The sequence below is a fragment of the Bifidobacterium sp. wkB344 genome, from assembly GCF_003688305.1.
In the GTDB taxonomy this organism is placed as follows: Bacteria; Actinomycetota; Actinomycetes; order Actinomycetales; family Bifidobacteriaceae; genus Bombiscardovia; species Bombiscardovia mizhiensis.
The window spans coordinates 155946-175594 of sequence record NZ_NPOQ01000024.1 but is presented as its reverse complement, the minus strand read 5'-3'; the positions used below and the strand labels follow the sequence as shown (position 1 = coordinate 175594).

18 protein-coding genes are annotated in these 19649 nt (G+C 57.7%); 10 read left to right on the top strand and 8 right to left on the bottom strand.

Translation table 11 applies throughout. The features are described from left to right. Positions 1-47 precede the first annotated feature (47 nt). The 4 genes from CI601_RS07515 (at position 48) to CI601_RS07500 (ending at position 3562) form a co-directional block, all read left to right on the top strand. Complete coding sequence (locus tag CI601_RS07515) at positions 48-713, top strand: ABC transporter ATP-binding protein (RefSeq protein WP_259465355.1); 666 nt, start codon at positions 48-50, stop codon at positions 711-713. Then, positions 710-2140, top strand: coding sequence for an ABC transporter permease (locus CI601_RS07510; protein WP_024627010.1), 1431 nt, complete (start codon positions 710-712; stop codon positions 2138-2140). Before CI601_RS07515 ends, CI601_RS07510 begins: the two co-directional genes overlap by 4 nt. Positions 2141-2436: 296 nt before the next feature. After that, the gene (locus tag CI601_RS07505) at positions 2437-2868 is read left to right on the top strand and encodes an ABC transporter transmembrane domain-containing protein (RefSeq protein ID WP_121914937.1); all 432 of its coding nucleotides are present in this window, start codon (positions 2437-2439) and stop codon (positions 2866-2868) included. A 397-nt stretch (positions 2869-3265) separates the two neighbouring features. Further along, positions 3266-3562, top strand: coding sequence for an ATP-binding cassette domain-containing protein (locus CI601_RS07500; protein WP_198217313.1), 297 nt, complete (start codon positions 3266-3268; stop codon positions 3560-3562). 1429 nt (positions 3563-4991) lie between these two features. On the opposite strand, the gene CI601_RS07490 is transcribed toward CI601_RS07500, so the two are convergent. The 5 genes from CI601_RS07490 to CI601_RS07470 all read right to left on the bottom strand — a co-directional run bounded on the left by CI601_RS07490 (position 4992) and on the right by CI601_RS07470 (position 9692). Further along, entirely contained in the window at positions 4992-6500 is a 1509-nt protein-coding gene (locus CI601_RS07490) for a HAMP domain-containing sensor histidine kinase (RefSeq protein WP_024627014.1), read from the bottom strand. Continuing rightward, positions 6488-7219 carry a response regulator transcription factor gene (locus CI601_RS07485; RefSeq protein ID WP_121914935.1) on the bottom strand — a complete coding sequence of 244 codons (732 nt, stop codon included), beginning with the start codon at positions 7217-7219 and terminating at the stop codon, positions 6488-6490. Before CI601_RS07485 ends, CI601_RS07490 begins: the two co-directional genes overlap by 13 nt. A gap of 118 nt (positions 7220-7337) precedes the next feature. Beyond that, entirely contained in the window at positions 7338-8162 is an 825-nt protein-coding gene (locus tag CI601_RS07480) for an ABC transporter permease (RefSeq protein WP_121914934.1), read from the bottom strand. 1 nt (position 8163) lies between these two features. Beyond that, positions 8164-9000, bottom strand: a complete 837-nt coding sequence (locus CI601_RS07475) for a hypothetical protein (protein WP_121914933.1) — start codon at positions 8998-9000, stop codon at positions 8164-8166. Then, positions 8997-9692, bottom strand: a complete 696-nt coding sequence (locus CI601_RS07470) for a lantibiotic protection ABC transporter ATP-binding protein (RefSeq protein WP_121914932.1) — start codon at positions 9690-9692, stop codon at positions 8997-8999. Before CI601_RS07470 ends, CI601_RS07475 begins: the two co-directional genes overlap by 4 nt. Positions 9693-9797: 105 nt before the next feature. On the opposite strand from CI601_RS07470, the gene CI601_RS07465 reads away from it, so the two are divergent. From CI601_RS07465 to CI601_RS07440, 6 genes are all read left to right on the top strand, one after another. After that, positions 9798-10007 (top strand): hypothetical protein, encoded by a 210-nt coding sequence (locus CI601_RS07465; protein WP_121914931.1) that lies wholly within the window; start codon positions 9798-9800, stop codon positions 10005-10007. 113 nt (positions 10008-10120) lie between these two features. After that, complete coding sequence (locus CI601_RS07460) at positions 10121-11191, top strand: iron-siderophore ABC transporter substrate-binding protein (protein WP_183129806.1); 1071 nt, start codon at positions 10121-10123, stop codon at positions 11189-11191. 64 nt (positions 11192-11255) lie between these two features. Further along, the gene (locus CI601_RS07455; RefSeq protein WP_183129805.1) at positions 11256-12260 is read left to right on the top strand and encodes an iron ABC transporter permease; all 1005 of its coding nucleotides are present in this window, start codon (positions 11256-11258) and stop codon (positions 12258-12260) included. A 44-nt stretch (positions 12261-12304) separates the two neighbouring features. Next, positions 12305-13321, top strand: coding sequence for an iron chelate uptake ABC transporter family permease subunit (locus CI601_RS07450; RefSeq protein ID WP_183129804.1), 1017 nt, complete (start codon positions 12305-12307; stop codon positions 13319-13321). 5 nt (positions 13322-13326) lie between these two features. Next, on the top strand, positions 13327-14226 hold the full coding sequence (locus CI601_RS07445) for an ABC transporter ATP-binding protein (protein ID WP_121914927.1): 900 nt from the start codon (positions 13327-13329) through the stop codon (positions 14224-14226). 178 nt (positions 14227-14404) lie between these two features. Then, a complete protein-coding gene (locus CI601_RS07440) occupies positions 14405-15373 on the top strand; it encodes a siderophore-interacting protein (RefSeq protein WP_121914926.1) in 969 nt (322 codons plus the stop codon). A 234-nt stretch (positions 15374-15607) separates the two neighbouring features. Here the strand turns inward: CI601_RS07440 and CI601_RS07435 are convergent, their stop codons facing one another. The 3 genes from CI601_RS07435 to CI601_RS07425 all read right to left on the bottom strand — a co-directional run bounded on the left by CI601_RS07435 (position 15608) and on the right by CI601_RS07425 (position 19322). Then, positions 15608-16183: an aminodeoxychorismate/anthranilate synthase component II gene (locus CI601_RS07435; RefSeq protein ID WP_121914925.1), complete on the bottom strand. Its 576-nt coding sequence runs from the start codon at positions 16181-16183 to the stop codon at positions 15608-15610. Next, positions 16164-17801, bottom strand: a complete 1638-nt coding sequence (locus CI601_RS07430; protein WP_121914924.1) for an anthranilate synthase component I family protein — start codon at positions 17799-17801, stop codon at positions 16164-16166. Before CI601_RS07430 ends, CI601_RS07435 begins: the two co-directional genes overlap by 20 nt. A 798-nt stretch (positions 17802-18599) precedes the next feature. Then, positions 18600-19322 (bottom strand): AraC family transcriptional regulator, encoded by a 723-nt coding sequence (locus tag CI601_RS07425; RefSeq protein ID WP_259465354.1) that lies wholly within the window; start codon positions 19320-19322, stop codon positions 18600-18602. Positions 19323-19649: the final 327 nt, after the last annotated feature.

Sequence of the window (19649 nt, the reverse complement as noted above, 5' to 3'; positions counted from 1 at the left end):
GGAGAACGGTGATGAGTGGTGCTTCAGTGAGTTCAAATGGATTGACAATGACGGTGACTCCGAGGAAGGATGATTCGATCACCATCCTCGACCATGTCGACTTCCATGCTGAGCCCGGAAGAATCACGGGGATTGTCGGCCCCTCAGGCAGCGGAAAGTCCACCTTGCTGTACTGCCTTTCGGGGTTGGAACGTGCGACATCCGGAAGCATCTCCCTTCTAGGGCATGACATCACGCGTATGCGAGCGTCCGCGCTCACTCGGTTTCGGCGTCGGCATCTGGGATTCGTGTTTCAATCCTACAACCTGATCACGAGCATGACGGTGGAGGAGAACCTCGCGCTGCCATTCACCCTGCGCGGCCGTCGACTCCCCAAGCAAAAAGCGGATGAGATGTTGCGGTACTTCGGATTGGCAAACGAGAAAAAAAGGAGCGTGACGATGCTCTCAGGCGGAGAGCAGCAACGTGTCGCGCTTGCACGAGTGCTGCTCTCCGATGCAGATATCATTTTCGCCGACGAGCCGACTGGAGCCTTGGATCAGGAATCTGGCGCCAAGGTCATGCAGGTGTTCAAAAGCCTGGCTATGGATGCGGGCAGGACCGTAGTAATAGTGACCCACAGTGGAGAGGTAGCCGGACAGTGCGACCAGATCGTTGAGGTCCGTGATGGCCACGTGCTGAACGCTGATACGGAGAGCGGGGCCCGCATATGAGGGGCGCACTCTCTGATCTGAAAGCAGCCCCGGCCGTATGGGCCGGCGTATGGCTGTCACTAATCGTTTCCCAGACCGCTGTGTGCACTATCGTCGCCGCGCGCAGGGCTATTGATGCCGCTTACCACGGACCGGATGCCGGGTTAGGCGCCAACCTTTCCGGCCCAGCAATGCTGTTCAGCGTGGTCATAGCCGTGTTCGTGATGCTGTGGGTCGTGACCGCAGCTCTGAACCAGCGCAGGCACCAACTAGCATTGCTGGTCCTTCAAGGCGCCACGCCCTGGCAGCTGCTCTTCGGGAATCTGGCTATCATCATCGTCCTATTCATCTTGGCAGCAGTAGCGTCATCCCTCCTGACGCCGCTGGCAGCACCATATCTGTTCGACCTCCTGGCCAGAGCATTCGAGCTGAAACTGACGTATCAAGCAACCCAGCTGCTGGCATCCATCGGCACTGGGTTGGCCATTGCCGGAGTCGCCGTCCTTGCAGGCACAGTGCTGACCGTGCGCACACTATCCAAGATCAGGCCGATAGAGGCGCTTCGGCAGTCACAAAACCCGCCGAGACAAGTGAACGCATTCCGTGTTCTGCTAGGCGCATCGTTGCTCGTGGGAGCGATATGCGCGCTCATCATCCCGGGGACAGCTACACGCAAGATAGACTCTGGCGAGCTCGCCACGCACATTTCCGGCAGGAATCCCATAGAGTCCAGGGTGACAGGATTCATTGGGTTCTCCATGGGAGGCATGTTCCTCCTGATCTTCGCATTGGCTGTTCTGGCTCCCTATGTCATGCACTGGTTCACCAAAGGATGGACGCATCTTCTCCCCCTGCCATTCAGCACCTGGAAACTCGCTAGGCAGCAGGCCGTTGGGAGGATCCAACGACAGAACGCGACCATCATTCCCATGACGGCCGGCTTGTCGTTGCTCATGACTTTCTCTGGTGTGTTGCATACGCTGACCGACAGCCTCAAGAATTTCGCCAGTAACGGCCATTCCATGAACGTGAACCCACACATGCTGACGAACCTGATGGCCATGCTCGGCCCTGCGCTCATCATCGCTTTGGTGGGCGCAATCTCCGGACTGATGATCACCGCACGAGGGCGACGCCTGGATCTGGCGCTGACATACGTATCCGGTGCCAGTACCGGACAGTTGCGCATTTTGGGAGCCCTCGATGGTCTCATTTCGATGGTCACCTCGGTGCTGCTCGCCTTCGTCATCACACTGCTCAGCACCTGCGGCACCGCCTTCATGCTGCAACGATATCTGGGAAGCGCAAAGATAAGCGTTCAATGGGGATATTGGGCGGTCATCGCACTCCTCGCTATTGTCGTAGGCGCCCTCGTCACAGGCGTGCAGGCGCTGTGCGCGCGTTCCGAGGATTCTGTGAGGGTCATATCACGTGCAGTCGGTGAGTAACCACCCCCAACAAAGGACGAAAATGTCGCCACACAAGCGGAATAGTAATGAGAAAACCGCATCTTTGATAGACGTGCTACGCCTTTTGAAATCCATAAGGGTGTTTTATTCACGGTTAGTCTGCTAAGTATAGCGAGCGCCCTCTTAAATCTGGCTCAGCCACAGCTTGTCAATGTCATTCTTGGACGCGTGCAGCATAACATGCGATCCGCAGTGCCCCTCTAATAGCGTTGGCAGGAGTGTTTCTGTCCGGCGCAGCAATCACTTCTTTTGACGCTTACCTGCTGTTGAACGATATGAGACGGTCTCTAGTAATGCATATTCTGCATTTGCCGTTCAAAGATCTGGACCAGTCGCATACAGGCAACGTAATTTCTATTATTTCATCTGATACTAATGAACTGAAGCGATTACTGACCGATGAATTGCCAGAAGTGTTTGGCACTTTACTAGTGTTCATAGGCGCGTGTGTGGGAATGGTCATAATCAGTCCCGTCATGTTCGTTATCTCTCTTTCGACCTGTCTTGTTACCGTCGGTTTACTGGTAGTCTTATCCGGAAAATTACGAGACTGCTCCAGAGGGGCTCAAACGGCCATAGGAGATATGACGTCTGCAGCCACTGATGCTTTGATGAGTTTGAAAAGGATCAGGGTTTTCGACGCCACGGAGCGTGAGACCAATAAAATCGGCGAGAAGCTAGGCAAGCGTGCACATCCGGTCGTCTAATTTCAAAGAAGCAGTCACTGATATGGCCATCAGGAATGGCCTTAATGCAGTTGTGCCTGATGGTTGTATCGGGAATCGGCGCTTTCCAAGTGGCCAAAGGAGTGATGACTGTTCAGCAACTGGTAACTTTTCTATGTACCTAGAAATGATGCTCACGCCTATGGCGACACTTTCTTCGACATATAGCAGACTGTTCAGAGCGTTGGGCGCGAACTCCAGCATTCAAGCGATAATGAGAATGCCAACCGAAGATGCGACATCAGCATGAGCAGTATCCAGTAGGGTCCAAAGGAAGGTCACCAACTCCGATCAGATTGACATCGATCTTGACCATGCTGATATTCCGTATGATGACGCACGGAACAATCGTGGCGGGCTCCAACTGAATGAAGCGGGTGTGCATATGAAAGGCGGCGTCGTCTACGCGATAGTCGGACCATCCGAAGCAGGCAAATCAACCATGCTGGCCCTTATAAAGGTATTCTATAAGCCAAATCATGGCCATGTTCTCTTTAATGGCATTGATATTTCAACTCTCAGCTCCTCTTATGTACGTTCTCTGATCGGCTATGTAGAACAAGATGCCCCCATATATTCCGGTTCTTCCAGAACGAATTTGGCGATGAACAAGAACGGCGTATCCGATGAAGGCTGCTGGAATGCCTTAAATAAGGTGAACCTCACGCCAAAGTGAGAGACACCTTCGATGGATTGGATACCCCAGTAGGCAACGCGGTGTATTGCTGAGTAGCGGTGAACGCTATCGCTTGGCCCTGGCAAGGCTGTTGTCCATAAGGCGGCCGATCATGCTGCTTGACGAAAAAACATACCATTTAGACGCTAAAAACGAGGAGCTCGTCGCACAAGTCATTCATGCCAATTCCCCGGAGCAGACAATAGTCATGGCGGCACAGAGAATAAAATCAATCGCTTCGTCAAATAGAATCATGGTTTTGGCCAATAGAACTATCAATGGTTTCCTTTGGAAAATATTGTCTGCCAATCCTACTCTCCTATATGTATTGCTGTTAATAAACTTGATACCAATGTGAATAATTTGGCTATATATAAATATGCGCGGAAAATACGATCCACCGGCAGCAAGGTTCTCACCTCAACAAAGGAACAGACGATTCAAACTATCGTCTTGCCCTCTAAAGATATCTTTAATGACATTTATTGGCTGCTTGGTTTCCAGCATGATATGCAGTCATTACTAGACTGACCACGGGATATCTAGCAGTAAAGTTTAGCTGGGAGTACAGCACGTGAACCTTACACAGGGCACGCGGGAATAAATCTTGGAATTGCTCATTGTCAAGACATGACCCTCGCTGTTCCGCACAGTCAATCAGCTATCTGTTTTTTGATGACTATATGATCACGACGATGTTGATCGCCTACGGGCTTAAGGAGCCGGACCGGGCATCAGACCGCTGGTTAATAGCCTAAACGAGTGGGCGTGGGCTGATACATGACGTACGCTCTGAGCTTCTCATACCAGATAGGATGATACAAAAAGAAAGAAGAGGATACGGCACCTATATTCCATGTCGGCCGTGCGTTTTGAACCGTATTACGGTATTTTCATGCCAGGCCCTGACGACGATCTCGAGGCTCCTCCGGTCATCTCAAATAGTTTCAATTTCATACAGCTGCGTAGGCGTCATACGGGCATCGGCATCTCCGATCGGGTATGACTGCCTGCGCTGATGCCTGCTGTCTTGCAGTAGACAGGCCTCTTCGCCTATGTGTCTGCCGTTGATGCAAGCCGAAACCACCGTTTTGCCGTCGATCAGGCTTTCGCTATAGAATATGTTTGACCTCGGGATTCATTTCTTTTTCCCTGTGCTATTATCGCCTACTCCAGCGACAGATCGCTCTGTTCAGCGTCATCTGATTTTTACATGCAGATCCCTACAGATTGATACTTTCTGTTATCTGTAACATACAGATCTGCCAAAGAATGGTGAACTTTAGTAATCAATTACTAAAGCGATTGCTAAACAATTGATGTTTTCATAATTATTGGCCCACGATTAACACTATTTGCTAATCTTTACCACTGTGCAATTCTTAACTGGACACCGAGTTTGCTGTGACCGGTATCAGCTCCGCTGAATTCACTGCACTGGCAAAAATACAGTGACTGCTGCGCCATCGCCACTGGCTGCATTGGCGAGGATTAGGCGGCCTCCTGCACTTTCCACAGTCGACCGCGCTGCAGCCAGGCCGATGCCATGGTGACCGCTGGAGCCGTGCCGACTGCTGTCAGCCTGATAGAGCCATTCCGTGGCATGGGCCAGAGCCCGGCTGCTGAAACCTGGACCCCGGTCACGCACCGTCACCACTAAGGCTCGCCCGCCCTCCTGACCACCCTCCAGCCTCCAGGTCAGCGTCACCAAGCCATGGTCCGGCGAGTAGTCGGCCGCGTTGGCGATGATGTTCATGATCGCTCGGGTAAGGTCAGCCGCGTCACCGGAAACCTGACCGGTGTCGGAACCTAGACGGTCATCCCGCTCAAGCCGCAGACTCCGGGCATTCAGGTAGCCTTGGGCCTGGTTGTTGACCGCATCTTTCAAAGCAACCGCCATGACCCCGGATCGCCCTGAAGCCGTGCCCACGGAACCCTGGCTGATGGCTTGCGCATAGTCAGCCATCTCACGGATGGCATCCTCGATGGAGTCCAGGTAGGACTGCTGCTCCCGGCTGAGCCCGGTCTCCCCCAGCAGGTCTGCATTGCCTCGCATGATGGTCAGCGGCGTCTTCAGGTCGTGTGCCAGGGCCGCCACCTGCCGACGCTGGGACTCCTGGGCCATCCAGGTCTTCTCCAGGGATTCCTTCAACGTGGCGCGCATCCTATCGAAGGACCCCAGCACCCGGTTGATCTCCAGCACGTTGCTGCGGGGCAGGGATGCGTCAAGATCCTGCCGCCCTATGTCGTCAGCCACCTGGTTGAAAACCTTGAGCTTGGACGATATGACATGGGCCGCCCGCAACCCGATCAGCAGGAGGGTGATCAGCAGGACCGCCCCGCAAGACACCAGCAGAAGATTCTGGGGATTGGGATAGCGGTCCCGGGCCTGCCTCGATACCCACTGCGGCTGGATCCGATAGGCCAGGACGCATGGCCGCCCATCGGCTGTGGCATAGACGAGGTAGGTCGCATTCGGCCTTGCACGAGTGGCGAGAGGCCGTCCCGTCTTCTTCTCCCGCTCTTCCGATGGCATGGATGCCCTGTGCTCCCAGTGGTCGGCCGCCAGCTGGTCGGCTTCGCTGGCCATGCCGCCCTTCATATCTCCCCCCGTGGGATGCACCTGATGGTCATAGGTTCGGTACCAGTAAGCAGCGGGAATCATGGATTCGTCAATAGCAGTCGAACGGCCGATGGAGTGCCCCACCTCCTCCAGATGCTGTTCGCCATAGTTGGCCCAGAAGAAGTCACCCCTGGTCCCCAGGTTTATCCAGACCATATACATACCGGCGAACAGCAGAGCCAGAATCAGCAGCACGTAGAGAAAGTATCTGATGATCAGCAGAACGATGGGCATTCCCTTGCGGCTTGGCCGGCCCTTGCCGTCGGGGTTCTGCTCCCCCGGCGCTTCGGGCACGCCGTCGGTCAGGCCGCCCATTGGTAACCCACCGACCAGATGGTCCTGATGGGGTCCACCCCCAGGGCCTTGAGCTTGCGCCGGGCATTGCTCAGATGGACTCTGACCGCAGCCGTGGCATCGCTGTCCGTATCCTCAGCGGCCGGGTCATCCTCAGCGGCCAAGCAGGCCTCCCATATCTGCATGGGCGCGTAGGCCCGCCCTGGATGTTCGGCCAGCAGTGCGCATATGCGGTATTCCGCATCCGTCAGATTGGCGTTGCGCCCGTCCACCCTGATCTGCCGCGCCTGAAGATCCATGTCCAAGGAGCCGAAACGCAGGAGCGGACGCCCACGCCGACTGCCCTGGGACAGCCTCGCCCTGACCTTGGCTCGGAGCTCGGCAATGCCGAAAGGCTTGCGTATGTAATCGTCAGCCCCCAGGCCATAGGCCAGGACCGCGCTGTCCTCGTCGGTCTTGGCCGTCAGGAAGATAATCGGGCAGGACACCCGTTCCCTGATGGAGGTCAACAGAGCGAAGCCGTCCAAGTGAGGCATCATGACATCGCAGAGGATCAGGTCGACCGAGGACAGGTCCATCCTCACGACCTCCCGGGAATCGTTGACCGCAGTCACGGCATAGCCGTCCTTGGACAGAGCGGCCATCAGCAGGGTGGTGATCCTGGGATCGTCGTCCACCACCAGGATGGATGCCCTATGCCTATCGTCCCCTGGGGAACCTTCGGCGTGCACGTCAGCCACGATTGGCTCCTTTTCTGCGCTTGCCGACTCGGCCCAGCCACTTTTGAGAATGAACGCCTTGTGGGCCGGGATTCTTGCAAGCCTGATTTCTTGCGGACCGGATGCCCTGCGACCCAGTCTAATCGCTGACCTTGCGACGATCCTCGAACCTGCCGATCCAGAGCAGGAGGGCCAAGCCCAGGGTCAGGGTGAAGACCAGACAGGGAATCAGATTATCCAGAGCCGTCACGCCGATTGAAGCACGCAGACCCTCACCTCCCGGCATGGTCAAGGCCAGTACCTGCTCGATTCCTAGGGAGCCGAACCTGGTAGGCCAAGTGAATGGTATCCACCGGGTGATTCCGGGGGTGCTGCCAACACCTGACAGGGTATGGCTGTACAGACCATTGAAGAGGCCGCCAAGGGAACTGATGGATATTCCGGTGCCGAGGACCCCAATAGCGATAGTCGTGTTTCTACCGAAGCGCAGGGCCAGGGCCATGGAGAAAAGGTAGAGGCAGAGGGAACCACCGGCCATGCCCAGGGTGGCGAGCGCTAGGGCCGAGATTGGCGCATCCAGTCCGCCGACCATAGCCATGGGCAGGCAAAAAGCCAGAGCCGCCAGGGCCAGAGCCAGCAGGCCCAGAAGCCAAAGCACCAGGATCTTGGCTGCCAGACCCAGTCGGCGGCTGGGAACCCCCAGAAGGTTGGCCATGTCGCCGGCCTCCCGCTCGGTTTCGATGTTCATGGCAACGACAATGGCGACCATCAGGGGCATGAGGGCACCCAAGACCTGAAAGAAGGCATCAGTCTCCAGACCAGGATCATAGGGGGCTGCGGCGAAGTAAGCGCCGCAGGCGAGCCCGGCCGCCAGGCCACAGATGACATGGATAGCGATAAGCACCGATCCGTGCAACCGTACGATTTCCGAGGCCACAACCCGGCCGACTGTCATCCTAGTCATGTCAGTTGGTCTCCTTCCGCGAGAACCAGATTCCCGTCAGGACGGACAGGAGCAGGAACCAGACCAGACAGGCCACCAAGGCCGTCAGGCTCTGCCCACCGAAGACAGACAAGGCAGCCTTGATCGGGCTGTTGTCTTCGGTCTCCAAGGGCACGCCATCAGGCATGACCTTCATGAAGGGCACCGGCAGGTTGATCATGGCGGCGGGCGGCAGGAAGGGCCATAGCCGTTGGTTTCCCCAGAAGGTGATCGAGACCAGCAGGTCCGCCATGTAAGGCAGGCCGAACCCAATCAGAACGCCGAACCGGGCGGTCAGCGCCAATCCCGCCGGTATCATCCAGGAACAGGCCAAGACCAGCATCAGGGCGCTGACTACGAAGTCGACTACAGACGGTCCCCCGACCCCGGAGACGGCGACCATGAGCGCCGAAAGACCCAGAGCCAGCAGGGTGGCGATGCCGATCAGAAGCAGGCAGTAGACGATCTTGGCCCACCAGACCAGAACAGGCGCGGCAGGCAGAGCCAGAGTGGTCCTCCACCGCTGCTTCCCGTCGATGTTGGCCACGGCAACGCTTATCAGAGCAGTCATGGCTGGGAGGAGCAGGACATACCAGTAGTTGACCCAGGAGGGCATCCAGACATGCAGCCCGAACGCGAAGCAAGCCACGATGACAATGAGCACCAGAGGGAAAGCCAAGGCCATCCGCCTGGGCGCGGCCGACCGGCCCTTCATGATCTCCGCTGCCAGGATCCTGCCAAAGGGGATGCCGTTGCCCCTGGTTCTGACTCTTTCAGCCGTATCCTGCTGGACGAATTGGTTGGCATTCATGTTGCTCATCGTGACCTCCTGAGCACGTCCATGAACAGCCCCTCCAGGTCCTCCCCGGCGTGCAGCTCATTCTCGTAGGCCAGGCGACCGTCCGCGATGATGCCGATATGATCCGCCAGGATCGACACCTCGGAGAGGATATGGCTTGAGACGATCACGCTCATCCCCTGCTGCGGGAAGCTGCGGATCATTCCCCTCAGCTCCTCGATGCCCAGCGGATCCAGCCCGTTGGTGGGCTCGTCCAGGATCAGCAGACGAGGTTTGGTCAGAATGGCGTTGGCTATCCCCAGGCGCTGCTTCATGCCTAGTGAGAACTGCCCAGCTTTCTTGGAGCCTGTGTCGCTCAGTCCGGCAATGGAGAGCGCCTGGTCGATCCGCTCATCAGGCAGGCCAAACAGGGTTGTGCGCACCTTGAGGTTCTGACGGGCCGTCAGATTGGGGTAGATGGGCGGCTGCTCGATCAGGGCGCCAATGTCGTAGAGGTCCCGGCGCGACCAGGGATGTCCGTCAAGAATCATGGATCCGCCAGTGGGGTGCAGCATGCCTGTGACCATTTTCAGTGTGGTGGACTTACCGGCCCCGTTTGGGCCCAGGAGCCCGTAGACTCCGCCCTCAGGAACATGCAGGGACACTTGGTCGACGGCCCGCTGTCTGTGGCCGAAGACCTTGGTCAGCCCCTCGGTCCTCAATATGTAACGCATGGTCAGCTCCTATTCGTTTCCTTGTGGCAGGAGCCAGACTAAAGAGCGAAAATAAAGAAAGATAAAGGAACGAGCAGAGCCCTGCTGCAATCCAAGGAAGGCACTGTGAAGGGTGAAGGTCTGAAAGACCTGGAGCAGTCGGAACCCTGCGTCGGCCGAACCTTGACATCCGACTGGATCCGCGGCCAGCCGGCAGAGCAAGAGGCCAGCAAAGCAAGGGTTTTGCTAGATGGTTTCGACGAAGGCTATAAAGGTGCCGATCTGAGCCAACCCTCGTCTTTTCCTTGCCGTCTCCTCGTTTTCGCAGCGCGCTAATTAACACATGCAACCAGGGAAATCAACTCTTTTCTTCCCGTCGCGCCAATGCTACATCTGGTGTCTGGCTCTGGTGCACCATGCCAATTCGACAGCACGATCAAAGGAACCACATGCACATTCGACCATTCCTTTCCCTAACTCGATTCAAGCGCACTATCGCAATCATCCTGATACTGGCAAGCGCCCTATTCTTCCTCGGCGCCTGCGGATCTGGCTCGCAGGCAGGCCAGTCCAGCCAGTCAAAGGCCTCGGAAGGGCAAGGCTCCTTCCCCGTCAAGATCGATCATGTTTACGGCACCACCTCGATACCTTCCAAGCCCAAGCGCATCGCCACCGTCGGATGGGCCACTCCCGACAACCTCATCGCCTTGGGGGTCGTGCCAGTCAGCATCCAGAAGAATGCCTTCGGCAAGACCGTCGATGGAGGATACCTGACCTGGACCAAGGATGCCCTAGACGCCATGCATGTGGACGATGCAAATATGCCCAAACTGCATGACGAATCGGACGGCATCGATGTCGAGGCCATCGCCGCGTCCAAGCCCGATCTAATCATCGGCCTGCTCTCCGGCATGACCAAGAAGCAGTATGACACCTTGGGCAAGATTGCGCCGACAATCGCCTATCAAGAGGTTGCCTGGGGCGACCCCTGGCGCAAGGTCATCACGTCCACAGCCAAAGCCATCGGAGAACCCGAAAAGGGCAAGCAGCTGATATCCGACCTGGAGGAGCGCATCTCAAAGGCCGGAGAGACCCAACCGGCCATCAAGGGCAAGACCGCGGCAGTTATGTATTTCGATGCTTCCAAGCTCTCTAAGTTCAGCGTCTACACCACCTCCGACGCCCGGCCGCAATTCCTGAACGACCTGGGCCTGGAGACTCCGGAGTCCATCAAGGAGGACTCCAAGGGCACCAAGAACTTCTACAAGGAGATCTCCTCCGAGCATGCCGACAGGTACAAGGATGTCGACATCATCGTTACCTACGGCACCCCGGACCTGCTTGAAGCGATGCGCAAGGACCCTCTCCTCTCCAAGATTCCCGCAGTTGAGCGCGGATCCGTCGTGGTCATCGACAGTGACGGCGAGATGGCCAATGCCCTTGACCCCTCGGCCCTGTCCATCCAGAAGACGACCGACACCTACGCCCAACTTCTGGGCGAGGCTGCCGCCAAGGTCTGATCAGGCCGCAGGTGAGGGGATGAAAGAGGGGGAGGTGGCGCATACATGCGGTCGGCGAGCAACCATGCATCGCAACGGAAACGGGCCCATGGTCTTGTCCGGGCTGATTCTGGCGGTCTGCCTGGTCATGGTCTGCGCCCTGTCCCTGGTTTTCGGCTCCCGCTCCGTCAGCCCTTCCGACATCCTCCACGCCCTGTCCGCCTCCTCGGATGACATCGCAGCCTCGGCCATCCGCCTGAGAATCCCCCGCACCGTCCTCGGCCTCCTGGTCGGTGCCGGGCTCGGGGTGGCCGGGACCCTGATGCAGGGCATATCTCGCAATCCACTGGCGGACCCGTCGATTCTGGGGTTCAATACGGGGGCGGCCCTGGCGATTGTCTGCTCCATAGCCTTCTTCTCCCTATCGACCCCGGCCCAGTATGTCTGGGTGGGGCTGCTGGGCAGTGCGACGACCGCACTGGTCGTCTGGGCCATAGGCTCCCTGGGCCCATCCGGCCCCTCTCCACTGCGGCTGACCCTGGCCGGCGTCGTAATCAGCTCGGTACTGGGGTCCCTTACCTCCGCCATCCTTCTGCCGCGCATCAATGTCATCAGCTCTTATCGCTTCTGGCAGGTGGGCGGAATCTCCGGCGCCCGGTTCGATCTCATGATGCCGGTCCTGCCTCTTCTCGCCCTTGGCCTGATACTCGCTTTCTGTCTGACACCCGGAATCAACGCCTTGACCCTGGGTGACCAGATGGCCGAAGGACTGGGCATGCACGTCGGACGTGTCCGCAGCCTGGCCTGGCTTGCGGCGATACTCCTCTGCGCCTCCTGTACGGCACTGGCGGGTCCGATTGGCTTCGTCGGACTGGTGGTCCCCCATGTGGCACGACTGCTTATAGGACCCGACTACAGGCGAATCATGGCTCTGAGCATCCTTATCGGACCCCTCCTGGTGGTTGGCGCCGACGTGGTGGGCAGGATGATCACCCGCCCATCCGACGTGGAGGTCGGCATCGTCACGGCACTGATTGGGGCTCCCGTATTCGTGATTCTGGCCGGGCGCAGAAGAACCGCGGAGGTATAGGCATGGATGCTTGCCTCCTTCAGAAATCGCATAGACCCGATGCGATGACCGACCTGCAACGGATACGACGGACCCATACCGTTCGTTCACTGGCAGTCACCATCCTGCTTGTGATATTCCTGGTTGCTCTCGCGCTGTCCGACCTGGCTCTGGGACATCGCACATACTCCATGAACGACCTGATTGGAGCACTCCTGGGGCAGGGGGACGAGGGGACCAGATTCGTGATGCTCCAACTCCGCATGCCCAGGGCACTGATCGGCTGCGCCGCCGGCATCGCATTCGGCATGGCCGGAATTGGTTTCCAGCACCTCCTGCGCAACATGATGGCCAGCCCGGATATCATCGGCATCACGGCAGGAGCCAACACGGCCGCCATCTTCGGCATTGTCGTATTGGGCCTGTCGGGCATGCCCTTGGCCTGCCTGGCGGTCATGGGCGGTCTCCTGACAGCCCTCCTGGTCATGGCCCTGGCCTGGCGCGGTTCGTTCGACCCGACCCGGCTGATACTGATCGGAATCGGAGTGGCCGCAGGGTTCAATGCTCTGGGTTCCTGGCTCATGATTCGCAGCAACCAATGGGACATCCAGGCAGCAACCCGGTGGCTGACGGGCAGCCTGGCCGATGCCCAGTGGTCCGATCTACCCATACTGGCAACAACAACCCTGGTCGGCGCCGTGCTCCTGCTGGCACTCGACAGGAATGTCAGCACACTGCAGCTGGGACCGGAGATGGCCGCCGGACTGGGAGTCAGGGTAAGCCGTGTCCAGTTCGAGGTGATCATCGTGGGTGTGCTGCTCCTGGCTGTCGCAACGGCGACCACCGGTCCCATCTCCTTCGTTTCGTTCCTCTCCGGCCCCATCGCCGCGGTCCTGGTCGGTCGGGGAGCATCGGTCCTTGCCCAGTCGGGCCTGGTGGGGGGTTGCCTGGTTCTGGGGTCCGACATCGTCGCCCAACATCTGCCCACAACCCAGGTGCCGGTCGGCATCATCACCAGCATTGTGGGCGGGCCCGTCCTCATCCTGATCATGGTCCTCATGACCCGCAGACAGGAGCTCTGAACATCATGACGTCACCCCCGGCACACGACTCCTGGAGCAGCGCGCATAGGCTGACCGCCTCGCACCTTCGCCTCACCTATGGCGGGCGTGCGGTCATCGAGGACCTGAGTCTGGATATACCCCCACACACGATGGGGTCCATCATCGGACCCAACGGGTGCGGAAAATCAACCTTCCTCAAGGCCATGGCCAGGATACTGAAACCGGCCTCGGGGGCCGTCATGCTGGATGGAGAGCCCATCACCAGCATCCCCACCCGCAAGGTTGCAACGATTCTGGGGCTGCTGCCGCAGAACCCGTCAGCACCCGCCGGCATCACCATCGCCGACCTGGTCGCTCGCGGCCGATACCCCCACCACCACTTCGTCGAACGGTGGACGACCAAGGACGAAAAGGCGGTGGAACGGGCCCTTGCCCTGACCGGACTGACCGATATGGCGGGGTGTCCAATCGACCGCCTGTCCGGAGGCCAACGCCAGCGCGCCTGGATTGCCCTGACCCTCGCCCAGCAGACCGACATACTCCTTCTTGACGAGCCGACCACTTACCTCGACATCGCCTACCAGCTTGAGGTGCTTGACCTGCTGAGCACCCTGAACAGGCAGGAGGGCGTCACGGTGGTCATGGTTCTCCACGACCTGAACATGGCCGCCAGATATTCGGATTGGATCCTGGCCATCAAGGATGGCAGGAGGGTCGCTTTGGGCGCTCCCGACGAGGTCATGACCGAGAGCCTGGTCACGGAAGTATTCGACATCGCATCCACCATGGTGAAGGATGAATCCACCGGCACCCCGCTGATGACACCAGCGCCCCTCCATAGCCTCGAAGCCCACTCTGGCGGGGCTTGTAATGTACACGTACACTGGAATGACTCGACAGGACGACATCAAACAATCCAATGATGTAAAACCTTTGACGTAAACCCCTTCGTCCTGCTCTCCACATCACTACCACCAACGTCCCAACCAGAAAGCCTCAAAACCACCGACTCACGAGCCGTGACAACCTGAACGGAGTCCCATCCTCAGACAACTTGACGTCCAGGTCAACCCATAAACCCCAACCGAAAGAGAGCCAGCCATGGAACACCAAGCCAGTCGTCCTGTACCCTTGATCCCCTTCCGCGTCACCGTAGCCAGAGCAGAGACGCTCTCTCCCCATTTCAAACGAATCGTCTTTCAGGGACCAGATTTACAGAATTTTGCAGATGCTGGGTACGATGAACGAATCAAAATCCTCTTGCCCCTCCCAGACGGTTCACTTCCGGCCCCTTCATTCTTCGAAGCGTCCCCCGAAGATCCGCTTGCCTGGTACCAAAAGTGGAGAGCCCTGCCCGCAGAGCGCCGCAATCCCCTGCGCACCTATACGGTTCGCAAGGTCAGGCCGGGGAGCGAGCAAATCGATGTGGACTTCGTCATCCACGATCATGCCGGCCCGGCTGGAGCTTTCGCAGAGGCTGCCAAACCTGGCGACCAGGCCATCATCATCGGCCCTAATGCACAGGCCGGAGAACCGGTTGCGGGGATGGACTTTCACCCGGGGCAATCCAGACATCTTCTCCTGGTAGGCGACGAGACGGCAGTACCAGCCATCGCGGCCATAATGGACAGCCTGATCCGCGACCACTGGCAGGGTGACGGGGTGGCATTGATCGAAGTCCCGACCGAAGAGGATCGTCTTCCGCTGCCCGAGCACGCAGGAATCCGCGTCATTTGGACGACCTGCGACGAATCCGGGCATGGGCATGCCCTTATCGAAGCCATGCGCAGCCTCATGGAGGACCTGCCGATCCATTCACCTACGGCCGCAGCCGCTGAAGCCCCCAAGGAATTCACAGAGGTCGATATCGATAAGGAGCTGCTCTGGGAGACTGCCGATGCCGCCCAGGCGGATGCCTCCATTCATGCCGACGACCTGTACGCCTGGATCGCCGGAGAGGCAGCCACTGTCCGCGAACTGAGGCGCATGCTGGTCAGAGACCGAGGAATGGACCGGCGCAACGTCTCTTTCATGGGATATTGGCGCCAGGGCCGCAGCGAAATGTCCTGACCGCCGAACCTCACACGCGTGCGGCCACCCACCTCTGTCTTCCCTGACCTATGAGTTCAGAAAGCGGTCGCACAAGTTTCCCTGACCGTGTGAGTGTCAGGTCACGGGCTGCCAAATCGAATCCGCCGCAGCATTTGCTGGACTTACGCAGACAGGTCACAGGACTTGCTTGTTGCAAAGCAGATTGCAAGGAAAACAACCCGGTCCGGTTCTGATGAGACAGTCCCTGTCGAATTAGCCGCAGTACTCCCGGAAGAAGTTGCCAATCACCTGGTGACCATACTGGCTGCCGATGCTCTCGGGGTGGAACTGGACACCTTCCATGAGCGATCTACCCCGTCTTAGGCCCATCACATACCCGTCCAAAAGCGAGCGAGCACTGATCTCCAGATCGGCGACCTGCCCGACCGAGGTCTCATCGGCAACCAGGGAATGGTACCTGGTCACCTCAAAGGTGTCGGGCAACCCTGTGAAGCAGCCCCTCCCGTCGTTTCTTATCCGGCTCACCTTACCGTGCTGGCGGCTGGAGGCCCTGACCACCTGGGCTCCGGCATGTACTGCGATGGCCTGCATGCCCAGGCAGATGCCGAATACCGGCTTCCGTCCTGCAACCCGGTCAAGGAGCTCCAGGTAGCCGCAGTCCTCTGGATGGCCCGGTCCGGGGCCTAGGATGACCGCATCGAAGGTGAGCGGGTCCACCTCGGCAAGGTGGTTCACCCGGACAATGGTCGTATCGGCGCCCAACAGGTCCACGTAGTTCTTGACCACATAGACGAAACTGTCGAAGGCATCAACCAGCAAGACTCTCATGGGCCAGTTCCTTTCCGGTGATGGCCAGATAGGCCGAACTCATCTTCTTCATGGTTTCCTGCCATTCGCTTTCCGGCTGAGAATCCTCGACGATTCCGGCCGAGGCGCGCAGGTGATACCTGCCCGAATGGTAGGAGGCCGTCCTTATGCACAGCGCCGTCAGGACCTGACCGTCAAATCCGAGAAAGCCTACCGCTCCGGCATATACCCCGCGCGAACTGACCTCGGTCTCCTCGATGATCTCCACGGCGCGCACCTTGGGGGTTCCTGTCATGGTGCCGGCGGGGAAGGCGGCCGAGAAGACGTCGTACTTGTCCAGGCCAGGCCGGATTCGACCGACCACATCCGAGACCATATGAATGACGTGGGAGTAAACCTCGGTGGTCATCAGCCGGTCCACCTCCAAGGATTCGGGTGTGCAGCACCTGGCTACGTCGTTGCGCCCCAAATCCACCAGCATCAGGTGCTCGGCCCGCTCCTTGGGGTCGCCGGTCAGTTGCCTGATGGCCGCCTGGCGGGCCTCTCCATCTCCGGGATTGCCGACAGTTCCGGCGATGGGCCTCAGGGTTATGTCACCATCGGGGGTCAGCCCGATGAAGAGCTCGGGGCTGGCGCCGATGACATGTACCCCTTGGGGAGTCACAAAATAGTACATATAAGGGGACGGGTCCTGCCGACGCAGTCGCTGGTAGACCTGGAAGGGCGGGATATGAGAATCCACTTGGATCTCATGCCCGAGCTGGAGCTGGTACACATCTCCCTGGGCTATGTGCTCCTTGCCCTTGGCAAACCACCGATAGAAGAGGTCTCGGTCAATCGTGTCATGGGCCTTATATGGATAGTCCGGCCCTATGCCATCCTGTATGCCACCCTGGTCAGCATGCGATTCAGAAGATTGCTCCGACAATGCGTCGGAATTGAGCAGCTCCACCACCTCTTCCAACGACGCGAATCCATGACCGTGCCCGCCGCTTTCAATTGCCGCATTCTGGATCTGTGCACCAGACCGTGTAGAAGATCCGCGCTCTCGCAGATTTTCCCCGCCCTCTGGCATGCCGCACTCGGCCGAACCCTCTTCAGCATGAATCAAAGTGGCGCAGTAGCCGCCAGCCTTCAGATCCAAGGTGATGATTCCCCGATAAAGAGTCAACGAGATGACCGGCAAGGCCGCGTCCCTTGGTATGCGCTCCTCCAGATCCTCGATCATGAAGATGGTGTCATACCCGAAGTAACCGAACCAGCCCATCCCGAAGGGGCCTTCGTGGTCGCCGCTGATAGCGAAGGAGGATTCTAGCCGCCTCAGCACTGCAAAGACTTCCTGGATGCCGGAGACCGGAAGATGGACCACTCCCTGCTCAATCCGGTCAAAGGGCCTCAGGATTCCTGTCAGCTGAGGATTGCCCAAAGGGTCGATGGTCATGACGTGGTCTGTCACGCTTACGGTCAGCACCGCCTCGAAGCCAATCACCGAGCGGTTCCGGTCTGGATCGGGGCCGCTCAGGGACTCCAGGAGGAAGAGCTGATCCTCCTGGTATCTGGTGCGCAGCCGGTGATAGATGGCCAGGGCATCGAGGTCGCTGGAGAATCGGCGTGATTCGATAGTTACGTTGATAGTCATTAGGGCACTTCCTAGTTCAGATACTGCGGTTTGGAAACGGCAGTGAAACCCCACCCGGTGCCGATTGAGCAGGCCAAGGATACGGATTTCCTATGGCAACATGTCCGCAGATAATAAAAGAGCAACCTCAAGCACCGAGGTAAATATAGGAATCAGAAGAAGAACCGGCTAAAACATCAACGCCATCGGGCATCGACATAGAAGAAGGCACCCTTGGGCAACCAAGGCTTCAGTGATGTCGTTTTCTCCATGGCCATGATGCTAGAGCACCAGGACGCGAACGCCCAAGCGATATCCATCATTCGGACGCAATCTGTTCATTTCAATAGATGACGATGTCAGCGACGAAATCGGCCGTCTTGGACGATGCCATGGACGGTGGCATGCGTGACGCTTACCGCAAACTCAACAATTAAGCCTGCTTATCCGGTAATGGCATGAGCCTTCCTGATCGCTGATGCCCTATGCTCAACATGGCGAATGAAGGCAGATGCACTTCGTTGGCGTAAGCAGAGCGGCTCGGATTCCGATATGGCGTTGAAAGGACTTTCATAATATGGCTCATTCGCAGTGCCTACCTATTCTTCAAGACGCCTAAAAAGGCAAGACAGCATTAATATTTGACAAATAAGTATCATTGGTTGGTTAGATCCTCAACTTGCAGGCCGATCAAGGTCGGCTGAAAAGCGCTTGTCCAAGCGGCCCCTCCCCTGCTATAAGCAAAATTATGATTCCGTAGGCTCCTGGTAAATATCTGACAATGCCGAACCATGCAAACAGAATCGAAAGCTGGTCAACTCAGTACCGATGGGATTGCCGGTAGGCTCTTGGTGTCGTTCCCATCTCCTGCTTGAACCGACGATTGAAATTGGCAACATTGCCAAATCCGCTTCGAGCTCGAATACTGGCAATGGGCAAGTCGGTCGTGACCAGGAGGCGGGATGCTCGGGAGATGCGCAACCTACGGACCATGTCGGAAAAGTTGATCCCTGCGGCCTTCTTAAAGAACCTGGAGAAAGCCGATGGGCTCATCGAGACAACCTCTGCAGCCTCGTTCAGGCTGATCTGACCCGAAATATGTGAATTGATATAGGCCAGAACCTGATTGATCCGGTTAGCCATATCTACCGAAGCATCAGGCTCATAGCCCGGAGTGACCATGGTGGACCATTCGTTGCTCGGAGCTTGCACGAAGACTCTGAATATCTCCAAGAGGTCAATCAGGCGGTCAAGTTCACGGTGATTCCCCATGTCGGTCAGTATCGTGGCCACACGGACGGCGGACTGGCCGGAAAGCACAATCGCCTGATGCCCCCGCTGCAGGAGAGCTGAAATCTGGCCAGCCTCAGGAAAGATCCGTGCAAGAGCCTGGATACGGTTGGGATGAACCTGACAAGCCACGTCCCTATGCGAGATGACTGTGCCTGCAGTCAGATCAGAAATCCAATTGTGTGGCACATTGCTTCCCAAAAGCGAGACCTGCCCTGGAGAAAACGAGACCATGCCGTCACCGGCCATCATGTAGCCTCTACTCTCTCTGATCAAATGAATTTCAATTTCCGGGTGATAATGCCACCGGGCCAGAGCGGACGGGTAGCCATGCTCCAGCCAACGGATTGATTCATCTCCCCGTGGCACCACAACCTCAAGGGCCCCACGATCAACTGCGCTGTCTCTCATGTATACGTAAACCTCCGTTGCAATCTGACACTATCAAGTGCAACAAAGCTATCGAAAGCCTGTTCGCGCTACGCTCCCCCCGCAGATCAGATGAGAAGTCAAAATAATACCACTATTGGGTATAGGGCAATATATTCATCCCATCAGTGACGCATAGTATGGAAGCAA